Genomic DNA, 24,593 nt, shown 5'->3' with positions numbered 1-24,593 from the left:
TGGGTCGCAGTTTTTACTGCGACGCCAGGATAAAGGCGAAGAGGCCATGCCTCTTCGCGGGATCAGAAGTAGCTCTGCAGCGGGCGGACTTCGAGATTTCCAGCCTTAAGCGCCTTGATCGCCTGGGCGGCGGCTTCGGCGCCGGCCATCGTCGTGTAGTAGGGCACCTTCTGCATCAGCGTGGCGCGGCGGAGCGACTTCGAATCCGAGATCGCCTTGTTGCCGTCGGTCGTGTTGATGACGAGCTGGACCTGACGGTTGCGGATGGCGTCCTCGATATGGGGGCGGCCTTCCAGAACCTTGTTGATCTTCGTCGCCTCGATGCCGTTTTCGCCGAGGAAACGGGCTGTGCCGCCGGTTGCCAGCACCTTGAAGCCTTGTTCAACAAGGATGCGGATCGCGGGGAGAACGCGCGGCTTGTCGGCATCGCGCACGGATACGAAGACCGTGCCTTCACGCGGCAGTTCGACGCCGGCGCCGAGCTGCGACTTGGCAAAGGCCAGCGCAAAATCGCTGTCGAGGCCGATGACTTCGCCGGTTGAACGCATTTCCGGGCCGAGCAGCGTATCGACGCCCGGGAAGCGGGCGAAGGGGAAGACGGCTTCCTTGACGGCAATGTGCTTCAGCGCGCGGGGATCCGGCTTCTCGCCATAGGCGGCGAAGGTCGCATCGAGCTTCTCGCCGGCCATAACGCGGGCGGCGATCTTGGCGATCGGCGCGCCGATGGTCTTGGCGACGAAGGGCACGGTACGGGAGGCGCGCGGGTTGACTTCGAGTACGTAGACGGTGTCGTCCTTGATGGCGAACTGCACGTTCATCAGGCCGCCGACGTTCAGCGCCTTCGCCATGGCCCTGGCCTGGCGCTCCAGCTCGTCGAGCATCTCGCGAGACAATGTGCGTGGCGGCAGCGAGCAGGCGCTATCGCCGGAGTGGATCCCGGCTTCTTCGATATGTTCCATGATGCCGGCGACATAAACGTCGGTGCCGTCGGAGAGGCAATCGACGTCGACTTCGATGGCGTTCGTCAGGTAGCTGTCGAAGAGGAGCGGGTTCTTGCCGAGCAGCGTGTTGATCTGGCCGGTCTTGTCGTTCGGGTAGCGTGCCTTGATATCCTCAGGCACCAGTTCCGGAACCGTATCGAGCAGGTAGCTCTGCAGCTGGCTCTCGGCATGGATGATCTGCATGGCGCGGCCGCCGAGCACGTAAGAGGGGCGAACGACCAGCGGGAAGCCGATTTCGGCAGCGACCAGGCGAGCCTGTTCAACGGAATAGGCGATGCCGTTGTTTGGCTGGTTGAGGTCGAGCTTCATCAGAAGCTTCTGGAAGCGGTCGCGGTCTTCGGCAAGGTCGATCATGTCGGGCGCGGTGCCGAGGATCGGGATGCCGTTCTTTTCGAGTGCTTCGGCGAGTTTCAGCGGGGTCTGGCCGCCGAACTGGACGATGACGCCGACGACTTCGCCCTTTTCCTGCTCGGCACGCAGGATTTCGATCACATCTTCGGCCGTCAGCGGTTCGAAATAGAGGCGATCGGAGGTGTCGTAGTCGGTCGAAACCGTTTCCGGGTTGCAGTTGATCATGATCGCTTCATAGCCGGCATCCTTCAGCGCGAAGGCGGCATGGCAGCAGCAATAGTCGAATTCGATGCCCTGGCCGATACGGTTCGGACCGCCGCCGAGGATGACGACCTTCTTGCGGTCGGAGACCAGCGCCTCGGAGCGCGCAGCGCCGACAAAGGGCGTCTCGTAGGTCGAGTACATGTAGGCGGTCGGCGAGGCGAATTCGGCAGCGCAGGTGTCGATGCGCTTGAAGACCGGGCGGACGTTCAGCGAGTTGCGCAGCTCTGCCACTTCCTTCGGGCGCTTGCCGGTCAGCGTGGCGAGGCGGGCATCGGAGAAGCCCATGGCCTTCAGCATACGAAGGTTGGTTTCGTCGGTTGGCAGGCCGTGTTCACGGATGCGGGCTTCCATGTCGACGATATTCTTCAGCTGGGCGATGAACCATGGGTCGATTTTGCAGCCTTCGTGCACCTCCTCGATGGTCAGACCCATGCGCAGCGCCTGGGCGACCATGCGCAGGCGATCCGGCGTCGGCGTACCGATCGCGGCGCGGATGGCGTTCAGGCTGGATTCGCCTTCTTCGGCATCGGGGATCTCGATTTCATCGAGGCCGGTCAGACCGGTTTCGAGGCCGCGCAGCGCCTTCTGCAGCGATTCTGCAAAGGTACGGCCGATCGCCATGACTTCGCCGACCGACTTCATGGCTGTGGTCAGAACCGGGGAAGCGCCGGGGAATTTCTCGAAGGCGAAACGCGGGATCTTGGTGACGACATAGTCGATCGACGGTTCGAACGAGGCAGGGGTCGCGCCGCCGGTAATGTCGTTTTCGAGTTCGTCGAGCGTATAGCCGATGGCGAGCTTGGCGGCGATCTTGGCAATCGGGAACCCAGTAGCCTTGGAGGCGAGCGCCGAGGAGCGCGATACGCGCGGGTTCATTTCGATAACGACGAGGCGGCCGTCCTTCGGATTGACGGCGAACTGCACGTTCGAGCCGCCGGTCTCGACGCCGATCTCGCGCAGCACCGCAATCGAAGCGTTGCGCATGATCTGGTATTCCTTGTCCGTCAGCGTCAGCGCCGGGGCGACGGTGATCGAATCGCCGGTGTGGACGCCCATCGGGTCGATGTTCTCGATCGAGCAGATGATGATGCAGTTGTCCGCCTTGTCGCGGACGACCTCCATCTCATATTCCTTCCAGCCGAGGACGGATTCTTCGACCAGCACTTCGGTGGTCGGCGAAGCATCGAGGCCGCTGCCGACGATTTCGAAGAATTCAGAGCGGTTATAGGCAATGCCGCCGCCAGTGCCGCCGAGGGTGAAGGACGGGCGGATGATGGCCGGCAGGCCGACATGGTCGATCGCCTGGGCGGCAATCGCCATCGCATGGCTCATGTAGCGCTGCTTGCGGTCGCTCTCGCCGAGGTTCCACTGGTTTTCCAGTTCGTCGAGCGCCTTGTCGAGCTCGGCGCCGGAGAGGCTTTCGCGCAGCTTGGTGCGCTCGGCTTCATGGGTCTTGCGGTCGGCGTCCTTGATGTCGGTGGCGTTTGCCAGCATCGAGCGCGGCGTTTCAAGGCCGATGCGGGCCATCGCCTCGCGGAACAGCGCGCGGTCCTCGGCCATGTCGATGGCGGCGGGCTTGGCGCCGATCATCTCGACATTATAGCGGTCGAGCACGCCCATGCGCTTCAGCGAGAGCGCGGTGTTCAGCGCCGTCTGGCCGCCCATGGTCGGCAGCAGTGCGTCGGGGCGCTCCTTGGCGATGATCTTGGCGACGACTTCAGGGGTGATCGGCTCGACATAGGTGGCGTCGGCGAGACCCGGGTCGGTCATGATCGTGGCCGGGTTGGAGTTGACGAGGATGACGCGGTAGCCTTCCTCCTTCAGCGCCTTGCAGGCCTGGGTGCCGGAATAGTCGAATTCGCAAGCCTGGCCAATCACGATCGGTCCTGCGCCGATGATGAGGATCGATTTGATGTCTTGGCGCTTCGGCATGGGCGATATCCATTTCTAGCTGCGCAAAAAGCCGGCCAGGGTGGGAGGTCACCGGGTCGGGTCGCGCATTGAGGGTCTTTTCAGGCTAGAAGCGGCTTATAGGCAAATGTTTTTGCAAACGGAACCCCATAAATCAAGGAATCGACAGGAATCCGGACCGCCCTTTGGAAGCCTATTGCTGACCGGGCACGACGAGCGCGCGAATCTCGCCGCCGAGCGCCGGATTGGCGATCGCTTCGGGCGCCTGTTCCAGCGTGATCCGACGCGAAATCAGCTGCTCGACCCTGATTGCGCCCGACGCGATAAGATCGGCCGCACGCCCGTGTGTGAAAGGGTTGAGGAAGGAAGTGACGAGGCTCACCTCGCGGAACAGCAGATCGAAGGGCTCGACCTCGATCTTTGCGCCTTGCGGCATGACGCCGAGGATGAGGGCCGTGCCGCCACGCCTTGCGAGCTTCGGCGCCTGCATCATGGTTTCCGGCACGCCAGCGCATTCGAAGACGACGTCGGCACCGCCTGGCAGCAATCCGCCTTCGCCGGTAATGCCGCTGATTGGATCCTTCCACGATGGATCGAAGGTGGCCGTTGCGCCAAGTGTTTCAGCGAGCGTCCGTTTATCTGAATTTCGGGTGACGAGGAGAACATGCGTCGCGCCGGCAAGCCGGGCAAGCTGGAGGGTGAGAAGGCCGATTACACCGCCGCCGAGCACGATGACGGAAGCGCCGGTCCTTATATTTGCGAGATCGAGGCCGTGGAGGCAGCAGGCGAGCGGCTCGCAAAAGGCGCCGTGCAGCGGATCGAGGCCAGGCGGCAGGGCGAAGGCCTGTTTCTGCGGCAGGATGACATAGTCGGCAAAACCGCCGTCTTTGTGGATGCCGATCGCCTGTAGGTTCCGGCAGAGATTGACCCGGCCGTTGTGGCATTCTTCGCAGCGACCGCAGGCGATATTGGGATCACCCGTAACGCGCATACCGGGGCGGAAACCGCTGACCTCGGAGCCGACCGCTTCGATGATGCCGGCGAATTCGTGGCCAAGGGTCACCGGTGGATGGGAGGGGAACTCGCCGAGGAAAAGATGGCGATCGGTGCCGCAGATGCCGCAGGCTTCGACGCGCACCAGCAGGTCACCCGGTCCGGGAACGGGCTTTTCGACCTCGCGCAGGAACAGCTTTCCGGTCGCTTCCAGGCGCACGGCTTTCATCGGCATTCTCCTCAAGGTCTCCTCATCATCAGGAAGCGGGAAAGCAGGAGTCGCGTCAAGCAGTTGCCGGCATTTCTTCAGCCGAAGCGCCGGCGGGCTTCCTCGGCAAAACTCCGGCTGACGGGAATCTGCGTGCCGTCGCGCGTGAGGATCAGGATCTTGCCGTTATCGCGTTTCAGGGCTTCAACATGGGCGTCGGCCACCCAATGTGACCTATGCACCTGGAGGCCTGGTGTCCCGCTGATCTCGCGCAGCGCGTCGGAAAAACGCAGCAGCACCAGCTCGCGACCGCGGCTGGTAACGACCTCGGTATAGTGATCCTGCACGGATAGACGCAGCAGGGCGCCGCGATTCTGCGGCTTCAACCGATCGAGGATCGAGGTTGATGAGGATATTTCCGCCTTTGCCTGTTCGATCTGGCGATGCATGGTGAGATAGGTCAGGAAGCAGAAGAGGGCGCAGAGCGGCAGCGCGAAGAAGGCCCTGTAGAGGCTGCTTTCCAGCAGGACCGGATCGCCGCTGAAAATGTAGTCGACGAGACCGATCGCAAAGCCGATCGGCAAGGCTGCGACCAGCGAGCCGATCATCATGCGCCAGAACATACCGTCCAGCACCTTGCGCAGCAGAGCATCGGCAAACACCGAAAACAGGATGGCGATCGACCATGCGGCAGCGTGCAGGATCAGCCAATAGGCGAAGCGCTTGCCGGCCGGCATGCTTTCCATCGTGCCGTAGGGGCCGGTCACCGCGAAGATCAAAACGACGGCGAGGAAGGTTCCCCAGAAGCGCGGAGAGCGCCAGAAAACCTGCAATTCGCGAAGCGTGGATTGCAAGGACGGGTGATCCACGAAGTTTCCTCGTCGTTTACGCCATCTTTGTTGAGAGGAACGCAGTCATGCCGGAAACAGGGGGCGATTTCAACCGGAGCCGACCATGACCCTCGAGCCACTGTTCAATGCGCCCCTTGCCATTCAGATCCACGTCCTTGCCGTCGTGCCGGCAGCAATCCTTGGCGCCTATCTGCTGGCCCGGCCGAAGGGCACGCCAAGGCACCGGCTGCTCGGCAAGGTCTGGATGGCGCTGATGGTCATCACGGCGCTCTCGAGCTTCTTCATCCACAGGATCAATCTGTTCCATGGCTTCAGCCCGATCCACCTTCTTTCCATCGCGGTGCTTGCTGGAAGCTGGCGGGCTATTCTGGCTGCACGGCGGCACGATATCCGTACGCATCGCCGGGTCGTATCGGGCATGTATTTCGGCGGCATCGTCGTTGCCGGCCTTGCCACTCTGCTGCCGGGCCGGTTGATGAATGCCGTCGCCTTTTCCGGCGACAGCTGGATGGCGGTAGCGGTGCTCGTGCTGGTCGCCGTTGCGGTCGTCGGTGCCATCCGGTTCGCGCCGCGCCGCAGCCGGGCGGCGTAAGGAGGCGGCTGGAATTCGTTCTCGCACCGGATATATAACTGACTCCTAAGAGCATGCTTCAATGCATAGCCGGGGAGATCGAAGATGGAATGGAAAGGCCGGCGTCAATCCGACAATATCGAGGATCGCCGCAGCGATCCGTCCGGTGGCGGCAATCCCTTTGGCCGCGGTGGCGGTTTCAGTTTTCCGTCGGGCGGCGGGGTTGGCCGTCGCGGTGGCGGGCTCAGCATCGGCACGATCATCTTTCTCGTCGTCATCTACCTGATCTTCAAGGCGATGGGTATCGACCTGATGCAGGTGATGGATGGCGGCGGTTCGGTCGGAGGTCCCGGTTACGAGCAAAGCCAATCGTCTCCGCAGGCGCCTGCCAATGACGAGATGACCGCCTTCGTGCGCACGGTTCTCGCCGAAACCGAAGATACATGGCATGGCATCTTCCAGTCGCAGGGCAAGGATTACGAAGAGCCGCGGCTTGTTCTCTTCTCCGGCCAGACGCAATCGGCCTGTGGTTTCGCATCGGCTGCGACCGGTCCGTTCTATTGCCCCGGCGATCATAAAGTCTATCTGGACACTGCCTTCTTCCAGCAGCTTTCCGATCAGTTCGGCGCTTCAGGCGATTTTGCGGAGGCCTATGTGATCGCCCACGAGGTCGGCCATCATGTGCAGAACCTGCTCGGCATCCTGCCGAAATTCAATCAGGCACGCCAGAGCATGAGCGAGGCGGATGCGAACAAGATGTCGGTCCGCGTCGAGCTGCAGGCGGATTGCTTTGCCGGCATCTGGGGCAAGTTCACACAGCAGAAGGGCATTCTCGATGCCGGCGATCTCGAAGAGGCCTTGAACGCTGCGCAGCAGATCGGCGACGATACGCTGCAGAAGCGTTCGCAGGGCTATGTCGTGCCGGAGAGCTTCAACCACGGCACGTCGGCGCAGCGCGTGCGCTGGTTCAAGCGGGGCTTCGACAGCGGGCAGCTTTCGGCCTGCGATACTTTCTCCAACCCGATTTGAGCGGAATATCCGGCACCCTGCCTGCAGGCGGGGTGCCGGTACGCCGGGCAGCTTACTTTTCGCTGTCCATATGCTTGAGCTGGGCTTCCGGATAGCGGGCGCCCTTGGCAGCCCCCTTTGGTACGGCGCGTTCGATGGCAGAGAGATCATCCTTGGTGAGCTCGACGGCACGCGAACCGAGTGCTTCCGTCAGCCGGTCTCGGCGGCGGGCGCCGACTAGAGGCACGATATCCTTGCCCTGCGCCGCCACCCAGGCGATTGCCACCTGCGCAACTGAGGCGCCCTTGAGGGTGGCGATCTTTCTCAGCTCCTCGACCAGAGCGAGATTTTCATCGATATTGCCTTCCTGGAAGCGCGGGCTGACGGCGCGGAAGTCACCTGCACCCTGCTGGCCTTTCTGCCAGTGGCCGCTGATGAGGCCGCGCGAGAGCACGCCATAAGCGGTGATGGAGATGCCGAGCTCGCGGGTAGCAGGCAGGATCTCATCCTCGATGCCGCGGGAGATCAGCGAATATTCGATCTGCAGGTCGGCAATCGGTGCGACGGCCGCAGCCCGGCGGATCGTATCGGCGCCGACTTCGGAGAGGCCGACATGGCGGACGTAGCCGGCCTTGATGAGATCGGAGATGGCACCCACCGTGTCCTCGATCGGCACGTTAGGATCGAGGCGGGCAGGGCGGTAGATATCGATATAGTCGACGCCGAGGCGCTGCAGCGTATATGCAAGGAAGTTCTTCACGGCGATCGGGCGGGCGTCGTAGCCATTCCAGCCGCTGGAGGGATCGCGCAAGGCGCCGAACTTGACGCTGATGACGGCCTCTTCGCGCTTGCGGCCCTTGAGCGCTTCCCCAATCAGCATTTCATTATGGCCCATGCCATAGAAATCGCCTGTGTCGAGCAGATTGACGCCGGCATCGAGTGCTGCGTGGATGGTTGCTATGCTTTCGGCACGGTCGGACGGGCCGTACATGCCCGACATGCCCATGCAGCCGAGACCGATGGCCGAAACATCAGGACCGGTTTTTCCCAAACGATAGGTCTGCATCTTCTTCTCCTTCAGCGACGCCCCGATGGCGTCTTCGGATGCCGTTTTATAGCAGCCATGTTTGTGCGATAATCCGGATGGTATCGAACGGGCCGTACGGAAAAATGCACAATGGATGATCTTCCCCTCAGTGATCTGGATGCCTTTGCCGCGATTGCAAGAGAGCGCAGCTTCCGCTCCGCAGCCCGCAAGCGCGGGGTTTCCGCATCGTCGCTGAGCGATTCTCTGCGACGTCTCGAAGAGCGGCTCGGCGTCAGGCTTCTCAATCGCACGACGCGTTCCGTCACGCCGACGGCAGCCGGCCAGCGATTGCTTGAGAAGCTCTCTCCGGCGCTTTCGGAAGTGGCCGCCGCGCTCGGTCAGCTCGACAGTTTTCGCGATAGTCCGGCGGGCACGCTCAGGCTCAACGTGCCGAGCATTGTCGTCAAACTTTTCATGGCGGAACTCGCCGCCCGGTTTCTGACGCTCTACCCACAGATCACCCTGGAAATCATTGGCGAAGATACATTCATCGACGTGCTGGCCGCCGGCTTCGATGCCGGCATTCGCTATGACGAGCGGCTGGAACGGGACATGATTGCCGTGCCGATCGGTCCGCGCCGGCAGCGCTACGTCACGGCGGCCGCTCCCGCTTACCTGGAAAGGCGGGGCACACCGCAGCATCCACGGGATCTGCTGGAACATAGCTGCATTCGCCATCGCTTCATCAGCGGCGCTTCGCTTGCCTGGGAATTCGAAAGGGGTGACGAAACGCTCGTGATCGCGCCGTCCGGTCCCGTCATCGCCAATGCAGTGGAGATGGAAATCGAGGCCGCGCTTGCAGGTCTTGGTGTCATCCGCACCTTTGAAGAACTGCTCGCGCCGGGGATTGCGGAAGGCCGGCTGGTGCGGATCCTGAGTGAGTGGGACAGCGAATTTTCCGGCCCGTTTCTCTATTATCCGAGCCGCCGCCACATGCCCGCGCCATTGCGGGCCTTTGTGGACTTCGTGCGGGTGGAGCAGCGAAAAAGCGCGTGAATGATCTGTTTTGGCGGCTTCTCCATCAAAAACATTGAAATGTTCACGGATTGTTTCGCTCAATTCAATCGGCTATGTCATATATTCGGCGACGAGATCGTCTTTCCAGAAAATATCGGCTGTAGAGATGTCTTATGCTTGATCCGAAATTCGTTCGCCGCGGCCTTTTCCTGGTCTTCATCATTCTCTTTCTGGATGTTATCGGCATCGCGATCATCATGCCGGTCCTGCCTGTCTATCTGGAGGAACTGACGGGCGGCACGGTCAGCGATGCAGCCGTCGACGGCGGCTGGCTGATGCTGATCTATTCGCTGATGCAGTTCCTGTTTGCGCCGCTGCTCGGAAACCTGAGCGACCGTTTCGGGCGACGGCCGATCCTGCTGCTCTCGGTGCTGACCTTCGCGTTCGACAATTTCATCTGCGCCATCGCCACCAGTTACTGGATGCTCTTCGTCGGCCGTGTGCTCGCCGGCATCAGCGGCGGCAGCTTTGCCACCTGCTCGGCCTATATTGCCGACATCAGCAATGAAGAGAACCGCGCCAAGAATTTCGGCCTGATCGGTATCGCCTTCGGTGTCGGTTTCACTGTCGGTCCCGTCATCGGCGGTTTCCTCGGCGAGTTCGGGCCGCGCGTGCCATTCTATGGTGCGGCCGCGCTTTCCTTCGTCAATTTCGTTGCCGCCTGTTTCCTGCTGCCGGAAACGCTCGAAGCGAAGAACCGCCGTACCTTCGAGTGGAAGCGCGCAAACCCGCTCGGCGCTTTGCGGCAGATGCGGCACTATCCCGGGATCGGCTGGGTTTGCCTCGTGATGTTCCTGTTCTTCCTCGCCCATGCCGTCTATCCCTCGGTCTGGCCCTTCGTCTCGACCTTCCGCTATGGCTGGAGCGAAGGGCAGATCGGCCTGTCGCTCGGCATCTACGGCATCGGTGCGGCTGTCGTCATGGGGCTTGTCCTGCCGCGTGTCGTGCCCGTTCTCGGCGAATGGAAGACGGCGGTCCTCGGCCTTTGTTTCTCGATGGTGGCGCTTTCAGGCTACGCTTTCGCCTGGGCGGGCTGGGTCGTCTACACCGTGATCGTATTGACCGTCATGGAGAATGTCGCCGATCCGCCGCTGCGCAGCATAGCCGCCGGCAAGGTGCCGCCGTCGGCGCAAGGCGAGTTGCAGGGTGCGCTCACGAGTATCAGCAGCATCACGACGATCATCGGCCCGCTGATCTTCACGCAGATGTTCGGCTATTTCACCAAGCCGGATGCGCCGATCACCTTTGCCGGTGCGCCTTATCTGCTGGCCGCTTTCTTCATCATGGTTGGGACGGTTGTATTTCTGACGCGTGTGAGGATAGCGAAAGCGCCGGTACAAGCCTTCAACGCGGCGGAATGATCCATCAAAAACAATGAAGCTGTGATGAATTTTTCAGCATCTGCTTGTTTTGGGGTAGTTCTTTGCGCCGCCTTGCTTTAAGCCAGCGTGATATTTTGCCGCACTGCGGCTCTCAATAATTCAATCTCAGGAACAGTGTCATGGACACGCCAATCGATGTGCGCGCCGTCGCGCCTGCAAAGGACAACCGTTGGTCTGCGCATTTTCGCGCCACGCTGATGCTCGGCGTGCCGCTGATCGGCGCCCAGCTCGCGCAGTTCGGCATCGGCATGACCGACGTAATGATCGTCGGTCAGCTCGGAGCCGAGCATCTTGCCGCCATGGTGCTTTCTGCGCAGTTCCTGTTCACGATCCTGATTTTCGGTTCGGGCTTTGCGATTGCCGTTATTCCGATGGTGGCCCAGGCCTATGGCCGCGGCGATGTCGTGACCGTGCGCCGGTCGCTGCGCATGGGCATCTGGGTCGTCATCTGCTACTGGCTGCTGATGCAGCCTGCCTTCTATAACTCCGAGAGAATCCTGCGCTATTTCGGGCAGGAGCCTGAAGTGGCGAAGCTTGCCCATGGCTATATCATCATCGGCCAGCTCAGCGTGTTGCCGGGGCTGCTCTACAACGTCATGCGTGCGCTCGTCAGCGCCATCGGCAAGGCCGGCGTCATCCTCAATGTCACCATTGCCATGCTGGTGCTGAATGCGATCGGCGCCTATATCCTCGTGCTCGGCCATTTCGGCTTTCCGGTCATGGGGCTGGAGGGGGCCGCAATCGTGTCCGTCGTGGTGCAGACGGCGGGCTTCCTCTTCATCCTCTCCTATGTGCAGGGCAGGGACGAGACGCGCCGCTATGAGATCTTCGTGCGCTTCTGGAAGCCGGACTGGCATGCCTTCTTCGAGGTCGTTCGCCTCGGTCTGCCGATCAGCATCACCATCCTGGCCGAAGTCAGCCTCTTCACGGCAGCCTCGCTGCTGATGGGCCGTATCGGTACGATCGAACTTGCCGCGCATGGTATCGCCCTGCAATGGGCTTCGATGGCCTTCATGATCCCGCTCGGCCTCGGCCAGGCGGCAACCGTTCGTGTTGGCGTTGCGCACGGGCAGGGCGATCATGCCGGGCTGGTGCGGGCGGCTATCACAGTGCTCATCATTGCCGCCGCTGCGTCCATCATCGGCAGCATCATCTTTGCGGCCATACCGCAGGTTCTGGCGCGGCTCTTCCTTGATGTCAGTCTGCCGGAGGCACCCGAGGTGCTGGCTTATGCCGGCCCGCTGATCGTCGTTGCCGGTCTCTTCCAGTTCGTCGATGGCCTGCAGGCAATCGCCAGCGGACTGCTGCGTGGACTGAAGGATGCGCGCGTGCCGATGGTCATGGCGCTGATCGCCTATTGGCCGATCGGCTTTTTCCTCGCCTGGGCCTTTGCCTTCCCGCTCGGCTTCGGCGGGCTTGGAATCTGGTATGGCTTTCTCGTCGGGCTGGCGGCCGCTGCCGCCATGCTCTGCGCCCGCTTCTATATTCTCGTACGCCGCGAGGGCGCGACGGCCGGGGCTTAAGCCGGCCGTCATATCTCAGCTGTCATGCCGCAACCGGTTTGTAGCTGGCGATATCGGCGCGAATTCCGAGCCGCGCGAACATTTCCTGAGGATCGAAATTGGCCGCCTTGTGGGCTGCGGCAATGACTGCCCGAACGCGTTCGACGACGTCTGCGCTCTCCCATTCGGCAACAGTCACGAAATTGAATTCGCCGGGACCGGCAATCTGTTCCAGCACCGTATGATTGATGAAGCCGTCCTGTGCCTCCAGCACCTTATGGGTCATCATCACATTGACGAGAAACTCCTCGCGCGCCGCAGCCGGCACGACGAATTTGTCTATCCTGTAGAAAGCTCCGCTCATCCAGTCTTCTCCTGCATCTGATGTGTTGAAGGCAGTTCTGTAATTCCTCAAGTTAAGTTGAGGTCAATACGCGGGCAAAGAAAAAGGCCCGCATTGTGCGGGCCTTGATCTGATGTCAGCGTTCGGCGAGTGCCGGTTCGCCCTTCTTCTCGCGCACCATGTTCACGAAGCGGCGGAAGAGGTAGTGGCTGTCCTGCGGGCCGGGAGAGGCTTCCGGGTGGTGCTGGACGGAGAAGACCGACTTGCCGAGGACGCGCAACCCGCAATTTGTGCCGTCGAACAGCGATACGTGAGTCTCTTCAACACCTTCGGGCAGCGACTTCGTGTCGACTGCAAAGCCGTGGTTCATGGAGACGATCTCGACCTTGCCGGTCGTGTGATCCTTGACCGGATGGTTGGCGCCGTGGTGGCCCTGGTGCATCTTCTCGGTCTTGGCACCGAGCGCAAGGCCCAGCATCTGGTGGCCGAGGCAGATGCCGAAGACGGGGATATCGGTCTTGATCAGATCCTTGATGACGGGAACGGCATATTCGCCTGTAGCTGCCGGATCGCCGGGGCCATTCGACAGGAAGATGCCGTCGGGCTGCAGGGCAAGCACGTCCTCTGCGCTCGTCGTTGCCGGCATGACGGTGACCTTGCAGTCGAGGCCGGCGAAGAGGCGCAGGATATTGCGCTTCACGCCGTAATCCAGGCAGACGACATGGTACTTCGTGTCGGCGGCGCCGAGTTCGCCATAGCCCTCGTTCCAGACCCAAGGGGTCTGCGACCACTGCGAAGACTGGCCAGACGAAGCGATCTTGGCGAGGTCGAGGCCTTCGAGGCCGCTCCAGGCCTTGGCTTCCGCCTTCAGCGCTTCGACGTCGAAATTGCCGGAGGGCTCGTGAGCAATGACGGCGTTCGGCGAGCCGTTTTCGCGGATCCAGGCGGTCAGTGCGCGGGTGTCGATGCCGCAGAGGCCGATGATGCCGCGAGCTTTCAGCCAGGCATCGAGATGCTTGGCGGCGCGGTAGTTCGAAGGCTCGGTGATATCGGCCTTGAAGATGACGCCGACCGCGCCATGGCGTGCTGCCGGCGTCAGGTCTTCGATATCTTCGTCATTGGTGCCGATATTGCCGATATGCGGGAAGGTGAAGGTAACGATCTGGCCGAGATAGGAGGGGTCGGTGAGGATTTCCTCGTAGCCGGTCAGTGCCGTATTGAAGACTGCCTCCGCCTGGATCTTGCCGGTTGCGCCGATACCCTTGCCTTCGATGACGGTGCCGTCGGCAAGAACGAGCAGGGCGGTCGGCTTTTCGGTTGTCCAGGGTGCTGTCGCGGTCATCTTCATCCCGTTTCCGGCGGGCTTGGCGTTCTGGCAACGCGAGCCGGCCATTTGATCTCGCAGGTGCAGGCGCGCGGCTTTGGCCGCGTTTGACGCCTGATCACGAATTTTGGTGCAGGTGGCGGTAGATAGCCACGCTCTCTGCCTAGGTCAATCTTTGTACTGCAGATTGCGGCACTTTTCCTGCCGATATTGCCGGGATTCTCGCAATTTATTTGATCCCACACATCAGCGTGGTTTATGAAAGCGCCATTCCAGAGCGGCGGGCCGGGAAACGGATTCGCCGCTTGAAGTTTTTGTTCAAGCATCGGCCTATCGGAAAAGCTCTCTCACACTTTTCGGCCCGGTGCTTCAGAAGGAGTAAAGATATGCTGCGCGATCAACTCGCCACCCAGCTCAAGGAAGCCATGAAGGCGAAGCAGATGGACCGTCTCGGCACCATCCGCCTCATCCAGGCCGCGATCAAGGATCGCGACATCGCCAATCGTGGCATCGGCAAGGAAGAGGCGGGCGATGACGAAGTGCTGCAGATCCTCGCCAAGATGGTGAAGCAGCGCGATGAGTCGGCGAAGATTTACGAAGAGAACGCCCGTCCCGAGCTTGCAGCCAAGGAGCGCGCAGAAATTGTCGTTATCCAGGATTTCATGCCGAAGCAGCTTTCCGACGATGAGGTGCGTGCCAATATCGCCGCCATCATCAAGGAAGTCGGCGCTGAAGGGCCGAAGGACATGGGCAAGATCATGGCTGCTCTGAAGGAGCGCTATGCGGGCCAGATGGATTTCGCCAAGGCTTCCGGTACGGTCAAAGAGCTCTTGAAGTAAGACGTCTTGCCTGCGGTTGTTCTTCGACCGCAGGCCCAAGCACGGCTTCGGCGGCAGAATCGATAATGGCAAATTTCGCCGCCTGATAGTTCCAATATTCGAGTACGAAACCGCGCGAGAGCCAGAAGTCGCCCTTTCTCGGCGGCTCGGTCCAGCCCACGCTTCCCATCTCGGCGGCCTGTGTGAGCAGGCGTTTCAGGTGCGTGTTGGAAATCATGAACTGGTCGCGAATCTCGCGCAGCGATACCGGACCGACGATGATGCGGTCGGCAGAACGCGGAAAGCCCGGCAGGCGCGATATCAGATAATCCATCACGAGGCCGCCGGAATTGGCCCAGTTGAAGAGATTGAAGGTAGCGCCCGGATCGCGCACAGCTTCGGTTTCGATGATCTTCTTGGCGATGAGCGGCTGCAGGCGGGCGATCAACGTGGGATCGGCCGTCAGATTTTCTGCGCGGCCGCCGCCATCCAGGCTATCCAGAATCATCAGGTGGGCGACCAGCCATTTGGTAAAATGGTGCTCCGCCGTTTCCGTCGGCTCAAGAAAGCGGGTGCGTTTGTCATCGCCCGGAATGGGGCGCAGAAAACGGTAGGCCAGCATTTCCTGCACGAAGGCGGCTGCCGTGTTGCGGCTGGCGATCTTGTTCTGCATGACGAAATCGATGAAGCGGCCGGAATAGAGGCCGCGCTTCTCATCACCAGGATAGCCGTAATAGAGAGCAAAACCTGTATGCGCCATCAGCCAGCGCTGCTGTGCTGCGAATATCGACGCAATACGCGGGCTGTCGCGATAAATCGCGAGCATTTCATTGGCACAATGAAGAATTGCAGCAAGAAAATTATCGTTGGCTGCAAGATTTTCTGCGGTGTAGGCCATAGCGCTGTCCAGGATTTCCGCGCATTCATTTGCCACGCCTATTGGAAGTGTCAATGCTTTTGTATTTCAGGGGTTAATTGGTAAGGTAAAGCTCAATAAAAGCTGCAGCGCATAAGCCCAAAATAAAGAAGGCAGGAGCTGGGGGCGCTCCTGCCTTCTTGCTCTTTGCTTCCGTCAGCGACGCAGGGTCGAAACCCAAGCCGGCGGGTATTTGCAAAGGCACCCTTGCGAGGCGGCGCCGGGGGTAGGGATGGTGCCTCGCTTGGGGATCGCTTTGTTGAGATCGAACTTATGGCCAGCCCCCGGCTTATTCAAATTACAAAAATATAATAATCTCGGATTCGGCCTTTCCGGACGCGACAATGTGGTTGGGCCACGCATGCCGAGAAAGCCTGTGCAATCCCGCAATTTTTCTTTTAACCTATTGTTTCTGCGTGTTATTTTTCCGTGCCAGCTTTCGGCAAGATTGACATCTGCGACCTCTCCCGACTTGGAAAATGTCAAAAATGTCGCACCCCCTGTGAGGGTCCGATAACAGGTTGTTGAGTGGCGTTGGCAGGCGTTTGTGACAATCTCTCGCGCCCTGTGAAAAGCGGGATTTACGGCAGAAGTTTCGTGGCGCGGCGCGGCAAAGCTGCTTATATGGATGTTCTGCAAGAGGTAGAGATGCGCTTTTCCCCCACCTTCCTGGACGATATCCGCGACCGCGTTCCCATTTCGAACGTGATTGCGCGGCGTGTGAGCTGGGACAAGCGCAAGACCAATGTGTCGCGTGGCGACTATTGGGCCTGCTGCCCGTTCCATGGCGAGAAATCGCCGAGCTTCCATTGCGAAGATCGCAAGGGCCGCTACCATTGCTTCGGCTGCGGCGTTACCGGCGATCATTTCCGATTCCTCACCGAACTTGAGGGCCAGAGTTTCCCCGAGGCGGTGCAGACGATTGCCGATATGGCCGGCGTGCCGATGCCGGTTGCCGATCCGCAGATGGAAAGGCGGGAGAAGGAGCGCACCTCGCTTCTCGATGTCATGGAAATGGCAACGCAGTTCTTTCAGGATCAGTTGCAGACGGCCAATGGCGCCCGCGCTCGCGCCTATCTGCGCGATCGCGGCCTGACGGGGCGTACGATCGAGACATTCCGGCTCGGTTTTGCGCCTGACAGCCGCAATGCGCTGAAGGAATTCCTGGCCGGCAAAGGTGTCAGCAAGGAGCAGATCGAGGCTTGCGGCCTTGTCGTGCACGAGAATGTGCCCGTTTCCTATGACCGGTTCCGCGACCGCATCATGTTCCCGATCCTGTCTTCGCGCGAAAAGGTCATCGCCTTCGGCGGGCGCGCCATGTCGCCGGATGCGCCGGCGAAATATCTCAATTCCAATGAGACCGAGCTCTTCCACAAGGGCAACGTGCTCTACAATTTCGCGCGGGCGCGCCGCTCGATGCAGGGCGCGAATGGCGAAGGCACGATCATTGCCGTCGAAGGCTATATGGACGTTATCGCGCTGCATCAGGCAGGCGTCGAAAACGCCGTCGCGCCGCTCGGCACGGCGCTGACCGAAAACCAGCTCGATCTGCTCTGGAAGATGACGTCGCAGCCGGTGCTCTGCTTCGACGGCGACGGCGCCGGCATTCGTGCGGCCAACCGCGCTGCCGATCTGGCGCTGCCGCACCTGAAACCCGGACGCAGCGTGCGTTTTGCCCTGCTGCCCGATGGCAAGGATCCGGACGATCTCGTCAAGCACGAGGGCAGGGCCCCGTTCGACAAGGTCATGGCGCAGGCCAAGCCGCTCTCGGAAATGCTCTGGGATCGCGAAGCACGCAGCGGCAAGTTCGATACTCCGGAAGCGCGCGCCGAGCTGGAAGCGCGGCTGAGACAGCTCGTCGCGGTGATTGCCGACGAGAATGTGCGCCGCCACTACCAGCAGGACATGCGCGACCGGCTGAACAGCTTCTTCCAGCCGCAGTTCCAGAATCGCGGAGGCGGCGAACGGCGCAATTTCGGCGGCGGCAATTTCCGCGGACAGAAGGGCGGAGCTCCTGCAGGGCCTCGTACCCCCGTTGCGGCATCGGATCGCCTGACCCGTTCGGGCCTCGTGCGCGGCCATCAGGACAATGCGGCGCTGAGAGAATGCGTGCTCGCGCTGACCGTGATCAACCATCCGTCGCTGATGCTCGACGACTATGACGAGATTGCCGCCATCGACTACGACAATCGCGAGCTTCAGAAGCTGTGGTCGGCGATGCTGGGCGCGGCCGCCGTCGTTGCCGGGCCGCATTTGACGCGCGACTATCTCCTGGAATGCCTCGACGTTGCGGGTTTTGCGCCGCTCCTGAAAAACCTCGACCAGCAGGTGCGCAATGCCCGGCTCTGGACGGCAACGGAGGAAGCGGCGACGGAAGACGCGCGCGAGGGTTACCGCCAGGCGCTTGCCTTCCACAAGCGTGCCAAGGATCTGCGCTGGCAGAAGATCGAGCTGGAGCGCGACATTGCCCAGGCGACCGAAGCCGGGGATGATTCCGAGATCGACCGCCTGATGCGCGCCTCGCAGGAAGTGCATTATGAGGCGTTGCGGCTTGAAAACCAGGAAGCCATCATCGACGGTTTCGGTGTGCTCTCGGGCCGCGTCAAGGGCGCTGCGAGCCACTGATGTCGCAGGCCGAGCAAAGCGAAACATCCTTCTCCGCATCCGATGCGCTGTTTACAGGCGCGGCCAAGCCGCTCGACGTGCTGAAGCGCGTTTATGGCTATTCGGCCTTTCGCGGCAGGCAGCAAGAAGTGGTGGAGCATGTCGTTGCCGGCGGCGATGCGGTTGTGCTCTTTCCGACAGGTGCAGGCAAATCGCTCTGCTTCCAGATCCCGGCTCTTTGCCGCGCGGGTCTGGGCATCGTCGTTTCGCCGCTGATTGCGCTGATGCGCGATCAGGTGGAGGCGATGAAGCAGCTTGGAATTCGGGCCGCGGCGCTGAACTCCTCCATTTCGCGTGAAGAATATGTCGCCATCCGTCGCGGTATTTCCTCCGGCGATCTTGACCTGCTCTATGTCACGCCCGAGCGCATCCTAATGGATGGGTTCCGCGAACTGATCGGTAGCGCGAAGATTGCGCTCTTTGCCATCGATGAGGCCCATTGCGTTTCGCAATGGGGTCATGATTTCCGGCCGGAATATCGCGAACTCGGCAAGCTCGCCGAGCAATATCCAGGCGTCCCGCGTATTGCGCTGACGGCGACGGCCGATCCGCATACGCGGGAGGACATTATCGAGCGGCTGATGCTCGATAATGCCGCGGTCTTCACCACAAGCTTCGACCGGCCGAATATCTCCTATGAAATCGTCGAGCGGGATCAGCCGCGCCAGCAGCTCCTGCGCTTTCTCTCCGGCCACAAGGGCAATAGCGGCATCGTCTACTGCCTGTCGCGCGCCAAGGTGGAGGAGACGGCGGACTGGCTGAACACGCAAGGTATCCGGGCGCTGCCCTATCATGCCGGCATGGATCGGGCGCTGCGCGATGCCAACCAGGATGCCTTTCTGAAGGAAGAAGAGCTCTGCCTCGTTGCGACCGTCGCCTTCGGCATGGGCATCGACAAGCCGAACGTGCGTTATGTCGCCCATCTCGATCTGCCGGGCTCGGTCGAGGCCTATTATCAGGAGACGGGCCGCGCCGGGCGTGACGGCCTGGCGTGCGAGGTGTGGATGGCCTACGGCATGGCCGATGTGATCCAGCGCCGGCGGATGATCGACGAGGGTAGCGCGGCCGACGAGATCAAGCGCATAGAGCGTGGCAAGCTGAATGCGCTGCTGGCGATCTGCGAGACGGCCTCCTGCCGGCGGCAGGCAATCCTGGCGCATTTCGGCGAAGCGCATAGCGGCAAATGCGGCGGCTGCGATACTTGCCTGAAGCCGGTCGAGACCTGGGATGGGACGGAAGCGGCAATCAAGGCGCTGGCTGCGATCTACCGCACCGGCGAGCGCTTCGGCGCCGGCCATGTCATCGATGTGCTTGTCGGCAACGTCAACGAGAAGACGGAACGCTTCCGCCATGTCGATCTGCCGGTTTTCGGCGCAGGCAAGGATATTGCTGTTCGTACCTGGCAATCGGTCTATCGCCAGCTGATGGCGATGGGGCTGATCCGGGTCGATCATGAAGCTTTCGGCGCCCTGAAACTCGAGCCCGAGGCGCGGGCCGTTTTCAAACGCGAACGCGAAGTCTTTTTCCGCAAGGACCGCGCTCCCTCGGAGCGAAGAGCAAAGAAAACCGAGCGCGCGGAGCGCAGGACCGGGCTTTCGGGGGCGGATGGTTCGCTCTTCGAAGCGCTGAGAACCGAGCGTATGTCGATTGCCAAGTCGCTCGGCGTGCCGCCCTATGTCGTCTTCCCGGATACGACGCTGATTGCCTTTGCCACCGAGCGGCCGCGCAGCCGCAAGGAGTTGCTTGGTATTTCCGGTGTCGGCCAGTCGAAGCTCGAGCGCTACGGCGACGCCTTCCTCGATATTATTCTCTCCCACGACGAATAGTCCGGTTGCACGTACCTTCCGCTGCAATCTGCACGGATCTCTGCTAGGGTCGTTTCAGAGTTTGGGGGAACTTCAATGGCGCATTTCAACAGAGCAGTCGCATCACTGCCCGGGCGCGAGCGGATTGCCAGACATCCGCATGGTGGGCAGGTGTTCATTCATGCAACGGCGGAGGAAACCGCCGGTGCTTACGGCATATGGGAGACCTTTTCGGCACCAGGCACCGGCCCCTCGCGGCATATGCACACGCGGGAGACGGAGGTCTTTCGCGTCATCGAAGGGAACTACCGTTTCTGGTGCGGCAACGAGATGATCGAGGCGCCCGTCGGCTCCGTCGTCGTACTGCCGCCGAATGTTCCGCATCATTGGCGCAATGTCAGCGATGGCATGGGCCGGATGATGGGCTTCGTCACGCCTGGTGGGTTCGAGCATTTCTTCCTGGAGCTCGAACGGGCTGGTGCGGCGACCCCTGAAGCGATCTTGCCGATCCAGAACAGGTTCGGCCTCGTTGAGATCGGCGACGGTCCTGATCCTTAAGATGCCCGATCCTTGAGATCATGATGGGTGGTATCCTATAAGTACCGTCCGGAGGATTATCATGAGCCAGAATATCTATGATACGGCGGAGTTCTTCGCCGGATACAGCACCATGCGCCGCTCGATCGAGGGGTTGGAGGGCGCCGCCGAATGGCCGGCGGTCCGCGCTCAATTGCCGGAGCTCGCAGGGAAACGCGTTGTCGATCTGGGCTGTGGCTTCGGCTGGTTTGCGCGCTATGCCCGCTCGGTGGGTGCTGCAAGCGTCCTCGGCCTCGACATATCCGAGAACATGATCGGCCGCGCGAGGGCGGATACGCATGATGAGGCGATCACCTATGGGATCGCCGATCTCGAAGAGCTGGAACTGCCGGAAACCTCATTCGATTTCGCGCATAGTTCGCTCGCCTTTCACTATGTCAATAATTTCGAGCGGCTTGTCACCACGGTTTATCGGGCGCTCGTTCCCGGTTCACGTTTCGTCTTTACGATCGAGCATCCGATCTTCATGGCGCCGCGCAATGCCGGCTGGAGCACTGATGCCAATGGGCGGCGCATATGGCCGCTGGACAGCTATGCTATCGAAGGAAGCCGCACGACGGATTGGCTCGCCAAGGGTGTCGTCAAGCAGCACCGTCGTCTCGGCACCACGCTCAATACGCTGATATCTTCGGGTTTCACCATTCGCCATGTCCAGGAATGGGCGCCGAGCGAGCAGGATCTGGCCGAGCATCCGGAATGGGTGGAAGAACTCGACCGGCCGATGTTTCTGCTTGTCATGGCCGAGCGTTGAACAAGACAAGCCGGTGGCGATGTGCTAACCGACGCTCAGACGGGAAACATCAAGAGAAGGGCCCTCAATGACCTCGAATTTCCTCTCGCACCTGCGCGGCGAACTGGCTGCGCTGAAGGATGCTGGCCTCTACAAGTCCGAACGTGTCATCACCTCCAAGCAGGCCGGCGAGATCGCCATCGCCTCGGGCGAGCGGGTGCTGAATTTCTGCGCCAACAACTATCTCGGCCTTGCCGATAATGAGGAGCTCGCGGAAGCCGGCAAGAAGGCGCTCGACCGCTATGGCTACGGCATGGCCTCGGTTCGCTTCATCTGCGGTACGCAGGAAGAGCATAAAGAACTCGAGGCGCGCATTTCCTCCTTCCTCGGCATGGAAGACACGATCCTCTATTCCTCCTGTTTCGACGCCAACGGCGGCCTGTTCGAGACGTTACTCGGTGAAGAGGACGCGATCATTTCCGATGCATTGAACCATGCCTCGATCATCGATGGCGTGCGTCTCTCCAAGGCCAAGCGGTTCCGTTACGCCAACAATGACATGGCGGCTCTGGAAGAAGAACTGAAGAAGGCCGAAGGCAGCCGCTTCAAGATGATTGCGACCGATGGTGTCTTCTCGATGGATGGCATCATCGCCAACCTGCAGGGCGTCTGCGATCTCGCCGAAAAATATGGTGCGATGGTCATGGTGGACGACAGCCACGCCGTAGGCTTCGTCGGTAAGCATGGTCGTGGCTCGCCGGAATATTGTGGCGTCGAAGGCCGTGTCGATATCATCACGGGTACGCTCGGCAAGGCGCTTGGCGGTGCATCGGGTGGTTATACGTCGGCCAAAGCCGAGATTGTCGAGTGGCTGCGGCAGCGCTCGCGCCCCTATCTATTCTCCAATACGCTGGCGCCTGTTATCGCGGCTGCCTCGCTCAAGGTCTTCGACCTCATCGACAATGGCGATGCGCTGCGTGAGCGGCTCTCTGCCCATGCCGCGCTGTTTCGCACCGAAATGACCAAGCTCGGCTTCACGCTTGCCGGCGAAGGGCATCCGATCATCCCGGTCATGTTGGGAGATGCGAAACTCGCACAGGATATGGCCGCGCTGATGCTGAAGAAGGGCGTCTATGTAATCGGCTTCTCCTTCCCGGTCGTGCCGAAAGGGCAGGCGCGTATCCGCACGCAGATGTCGGCGGCGCATTCGAAGGCGGATGTCGAGCGGGTGATTGCGGCCTTTGCCGAAGCCGGCCGCGAACTCGGTGTTATCTGAGAGCCTTGAGGAGAAAAGATCATGTCCAACATGATGAAAGCGCTGGTCAAGGCGAAGCCTGAAGTCGGCCTCTGGATGGAGAATGTGCCGGTGCCGGAGGTCGGCCCGAACGACGTGCTCATCCGGGTGAAGAAATCGGCGATCTGCGGCACGGACGTGCACATCTGGAACTGGGACCAGTGGGCGCAGAAGACCATCCCGGTGCCGATGGTCGTCGGCCATGAATTCTGCGGCGAGATAGCGGAGATCGGCTCTGCCGTCACAAAATATCATGTCGGTGAACGTGTCTCGGGTGAAGGGCATATTGTCTGCGGCAAGTGCCGCAACTGCCGCGCGGGCAGGGGGCATCTCTGCCGCAATACGCTCGGCGTCGGTGTCAACCGCCCGGGTTCCTTCGGCGAATTCGTCTGTATCCCGGAAGCCAATGTCGTACCGATCCCGGACGATATCCCGGATGAAATCGCAGCGATCTTCGATCCGTTCGGCAATGCCGTCCATACCGCTCTCTCCTTCGATCTCGTCGGCGAAGATGTGCTGGTCACCGGTGCGGGGCCGATCGGCATCATGGGTGCGCTCGTTGCCAAGCGTTCCGGCGCACGCAAGGTCGTCATCACAGACATCAATCCGAACCGGCTCGATCTCGCCCGCAAGCTCGGCATCGACTATGTCGTCGATGCATCCAAGGAAAACCTTGCCGATGTGATGAAGGCGATCGGCATGACCGAAGGTTTCGATGTCGGCCTCGAAATGTCGGGTGCGGCACCCGCCTTCCGCGACATGATCGACAAGATGAACAATGGCGGCAAGATCGCCATTCTCGGCATTGCGCCTGCTGGTTTCGAGATCGACTGGAACAAGGTCATCTTCAAGATGCTGAACCTCAAGGGCATCTATGGCCGCGAGATGTTCGAGACCTGGTACAAGATGATCGCCTTCGTGCAGGGCGGTCTCGATCTTTCGCCGGTCATTACGCATCGCATCAAGATCGACGAATTCCGCGACGGGTTCGAGGCGATGCGCTCGGGCAATTCCGGCAAGGTCGTGATGGATTGGATGTGAGAAGACGGGCATGAAATACGAGGGAAGCTGCCATTGCGGCAATATCGCCTTCACGGTGGAAGGCGCATTCACCGAAGCGCTCGACTGCAACTGTTCGCTCTGCCGCCGGCGCGGCGGATTGCTGGGCTTCGTGCCGCGGGAGAAGCTGCACCTGACGGTGCCGGAAGAAAACCTCTCGACCTATACGTTCAACAGTCATGCCATCAAACATCACTTCTGCGCCAAGTGCGGCATCGCGCCCTTCGGGGAAGCAACGGCGCCCAATGGCATGGAGATGGCATCCGTCAATCTGCGCTGCATTCCAGCGCTCGATCTGTCTGCCCTGACGGTGAATGCATACGATGGGCTGTCGCGTTAGGTCGGCGGTTCAGGGCGTGATCTCTATGGGCGTATGATCGGGGACGCGTGCCCAGATATCGCGCATCTCCTGGTCGGTGACGGCAATGCAGCCATCCGTCCAATCCCAAAGCAGGTGCATTGTCTGAAGGAAGCCCCAGCCATTGGGAAGGCCGTGGATCATGATGTCGCCGCCGGGAGGATAGCCCTTCAATTCGGCATTCTGCCGATCGGCCGGATTGGGGTAGGAGATATGCAGACTGAGATGCGCCATGGACCGGGGATTTCTCCAGTCGATCTCATAGCGGCCTTCCGGTGTCTTCTCGTCGCCTTCTCGCTGCTTTGGCCCTTCATCGGCAGCGCTTCCAAGAGAAACCCGATATGCCGAAAGAGGGGTTTCGCCTCGAAGGAGAACCATGCGGCGATCGGATTTATCAACGCGAATTAGGTTGGCTTGTTGCTCCAAGGGCGCATCCGGGGGCGGGGTGCCTGAGCTGATCTTGGCCATGACTTTCGTATAGGCGAGCACGCTGAGGGCGACGGTGGCTGAAATGATCAACTTTCTTCTGAACATCACGA

The 24,593-nt window shown here is 60.8% G+C and carries 21 protein-coding genes; 13 read left to right on the top strand and 8 right to left on the bottom strand.

The window, feature by feature from the left end:
- Nucleotides 1-62: 62 nt before the first annotated feature.
- From carB to FHT93_RS08580, 3 genes are all read right to left on the bottom strand, one after another.
- Nucleotides 63-3,548: a carbamoyl-phosphate synthase large subunit gene (gene carB / locus FHT93_RS08590; protein WP_183847102.1), complete on the bottom strand. Its 3,486-nt coding sequence runs from the start codon at nt 3,546-3,548 to the stop codon at nt 63-65.
- A 172-nt stretch (nt 3,549-3,720) separates the two neighbouring features.
- On the bottom strand, nt 3,721-4,749 hold the full coding sequence (locus tag FHT93_RS08585; RefSeq protein ID WP_183847100.1) for a zinc-dependent alcohol dehydrogenase family protein: 1,029 nt from the start codon (nt 4,747-4,749) through the stop codon (nt 3,721-3,723).
- Nucleotides 4,750-4,826: 77 nt separating this feature from the next.
- The gene (locus tag FHT93_RS08580) at nt 4,827-5,597 is read right to left on the bottom strand and encodes a LytTR family DNA-binding domain-containing protein (protein WP_183847098.1); all 771 of its coding nucleotides are present in this window, start codon (nt 5,595-5,597) and stop codon (nt 4,827-4,829) included.
- A gap of 85 nt (nt 5,598-5,682) precedes the next feature.
- On the opposite strand from FHT93_RS08580, the gene FHT93_RS08575 reads away from it, so the two are divergent.
- Together FHT93_RS08575 and FHT93_RS08570 are read left to right on the top strand one after the other, a co-directional pair.
- Nucleotides 5,683-6,171 carry a DUF2306 domain-containing protein gene (locus FHT93_RS08575; RefSeq protein ID WP_183847096.1) on the top strand — a complete coding sequence of 163 codons (489 nt, stop codon included), beginning with the start codon at nt 5,683-5,685 and terminating at the stop codon, nt 6,169-6,171.
- 84 nt (nt 6,172-6,255) lie between these two features.
- The gene (locus FHT93_RS08570) at nt 6,256-7,179 is read left to right on the top strand and encodes a neutral zinc metallopeptidase (protein WP_112543611.1); all 924 of its coding nucleotides are present in this window, start codon (nt 6,256-6,258) and stop codon (nt 7,177-7,179) included.
- A 52-nt stretch (nt 7,180-7,231) separates the two neighbouring features.
- Here the strand turns inward: FHT93_RS08570 and FHT93_RS08565 are convergent, their stop codons facing one another.
- Entirely contained in the window at nt 7,232-8,224 is a 993-nt protein-coding gene (locus FHT93_RS08565) for an aldo/keto reductase (RefSeq protein ID WP_112543612.1), read from the bottom strand.
- Between the two features lie 111 nt (nt 8,225-8,335).
- Between FHT93_RS08565 and FHT93_RS08560 the strand changes: the two genes are divergently transcribed.
- The 3 genes from FHT93_RS08560 (at nt 8,336) to FHT93_RS08550 (ending at nt 12,167) form a co-directional block, all read left to right on the top strand.
- Nucleotides 8,336-9,241 carry a LysR family transcriptional regulator gene (locus tag FHT93_RS08560; protein ID WP_183847094.1) on the top strand — a complete coding sequence of 302 codons (906 nt, stop codon included), beginning with the start codon at nt 8,336-8,338 and terminating at the stop codon, nt 9,239-9,241.
- 134 nt (nt 9,242-9,375) lie between these two features.
- Nucleotides 9,376-10,623, top strand: coding sequence for a TCR/Tet family MFS transporter (locus tag FHT93_RS08555; RefSeq protein ID WP_183847092.1), 1,248 nt, complete (start codon nt 9,376-9,378; stop codon nt 10,621-10,623).
- Nucleotides 10,624-10,763: 140 nt separating this feature from the next.
- Nucleotides 10,764-12,167 (top strand): MATE family efflux transporter, encoded by a 1,404-nt coding sequence (locus FHT93_RS08550; protein WP_183847090.1) that lies wholly within the window; start codon nt 10,764-10,766, stop codon nt 12,165-12,167.
- 22 nt (nt 12,168-12,189) lie between these two features.
- Here the strand turns inward: FHT93_RS08550 and FHT93_RS08545 are convergent, their stop codons facing one another.
- Nucleotides 12,190-12,510: an antibiotic biosynthesis monooxygenase gene (locus tag FHT93_RS08545; RefSeq protein WP_112543616.1), complete on the bottom strand. Its 321-nt coding sequence runs from the start codon at nt 12,508-12,510 to the stop codon at nt 12,190-12,192.
- Nucleotides 12,511-12,625: 115 nt separating this feature from the next.
- Nucleotides 12,626-13,831, bottom strand: coding sequence for a glutamine-hydrolyzing carbamoyl-phosphate synthase small subunit (carA, locus tag FHT93_RS08540; protein WP_112543656.1), 1,206 nt, complete (start codon nt 13,829-13,831; stop codon nt 12,626-12,628).
- 368 nt (nt 13,832-14,199) lie between these two features.
- On the opposite strand from carA, the gene FHT93_RS08535 reads away from it, so the two are divergent.
- Complete coding sequence (locus FHT93_RS08535; protein ID WP_112972249.1) at nt 14,200-14,652, top strand: GatB/YqeY domain-containing protein; 453 nt, start codon at nt 14,200-14,202, stop codon at nt 14,650-14,652.
- On the opposite strand, the gene FHT93_RS08530 is transcribed toward FHT93_RS08535, so the two are convergent.
- Complete coding sequence (locus tag FHT93_RS08530) at nt 14,633-15,529, bottom strand: hypothetical protein (RefSeq protein ID WP_113016536.1); 897 nt, start codon at nt 15,527-15,529, stop codon at nt 14,633-14,635. The genes FHT93_RS08535 and FHT93_RS08530 overlap by 20 nt on opposite strands.
- A gap of 666 nt (nt 15,530-16,195) precedes the next feature.
- Here FHT93_RS08530 and dnaG point away from each other — a divergent pair.
- The 7 genes from dnaG to FHT93_RS08495 all read left to right on the top strand — a co-directional run bounded on the left by dnaG (nt 16,196) and on the right by FHT93_RS08495 (nt 24,036).
- On the top strand, nt 16,196-18,172 hold the full coding sequence (gene dnaG / locus FHT93_RS08525) for a DNA primase (protein WP_183847088.1): 1,977 nt from the start codon (nt 16,196-16,198) through the stop codon (nt 18,170-18,172).
- Complete coding sequence (gene recQ / locus FHT93_RS08520) at nt 18,172-20,037, top strand: DNA helicase RecQ (protein ID WP_183847085.1); 1,866 nt, start codon at nt 18,172-18,174, stop codon at nt 20,035-20,037. Before dnaG ends, recQ begins: the two co-directional genes overlap by 1 nt.
- Before the next feature lie 75 nt (nt 20,038-20,112).
- Entirely contained in the window at nt 20,113-20,574 is a 462-nt protein-coding gene (locus tag FHT93_RS08515; RefSeq protein ID WP_113201844.1) for a cupin domain-containing protein, read from the top strand.
- A 61-nt stretch (nt 20,575-20,635) separates the two neighbouring features.
- A complete protein-coding gene (locus FHT93_RS08510; RefSeq protein ID WP_183847083.1) occupies nt 20,636-21,364 on the top strand; it encodes a class I SAM-dependent methyltransferase in 729 nt (242 codons plus the stop codon).
- A gap of 67 nt (nt 21,365-21,431) precedes the next feature.
- A complete protein-coding gene (locus FHT93_RS08505) occupies nt 21,432-22,619 on the top strand; it encodes a glycine C-acetyltransferase (RefSeq protein WP_183847081.1) in 1,188 nt (395 codons plus the stop codon).
- Nucleotides 22,620-22,640: 21 nt separating this feature from the next.
- Nucleotides 22,641-23,678, top strand: coding sequence for an L-threonine 3-dehydrogenase (gene tdh / locus FHT93_RS08500; protein WP_113016541.1), 1,038 nt, complete (start codon nt 22,641-22,643; stop codon nt 23,676-23,678).
- Nucleotides 23,679-23,688: 10 nt separating this feature from the next.
- On the top strand, nt 23,689-24,036 hold the full coding sequence (locus FHT93_RS08495; protein WP_183847079.1) for a GFA family protein: 348 nt from the start codon (nt 23,689-23,691) through the stop codon (nt 24,034-24,036).
- 9 nt (nt 24,037-24,045) lie between these two features.
- On the opposite strand, the gene FHT93_RS08490 is transcribed toward FHT93_RS08495, so the two are convergent.
- Entirely contained in the window at nt 24,046-24,588 is a 543-nt protein-coding gene (locus FHT93_RS08490; protein ID WP_183847581.1) for a L,D-transpeptidase family protein, read from the bottom strand.
- Between the last annotated feature and the right edge of the window lie 5 nt (nt 24,589-24,593).

Origin of the sequence: Rhizobium sp. BK379, from assembly GCF_014193955.1 — a bacterium.
Taxonomy (GTDB): Bacteria; Pseudomonadota; Alphaproteobacteria; order Rhizobiales; family Rhizobiaceae; genus Rhizobium.
Note: the sequence above shows the minus strand (reverse complement) of the source record. Positions and strands in the feature narration are given on the sequence as shown.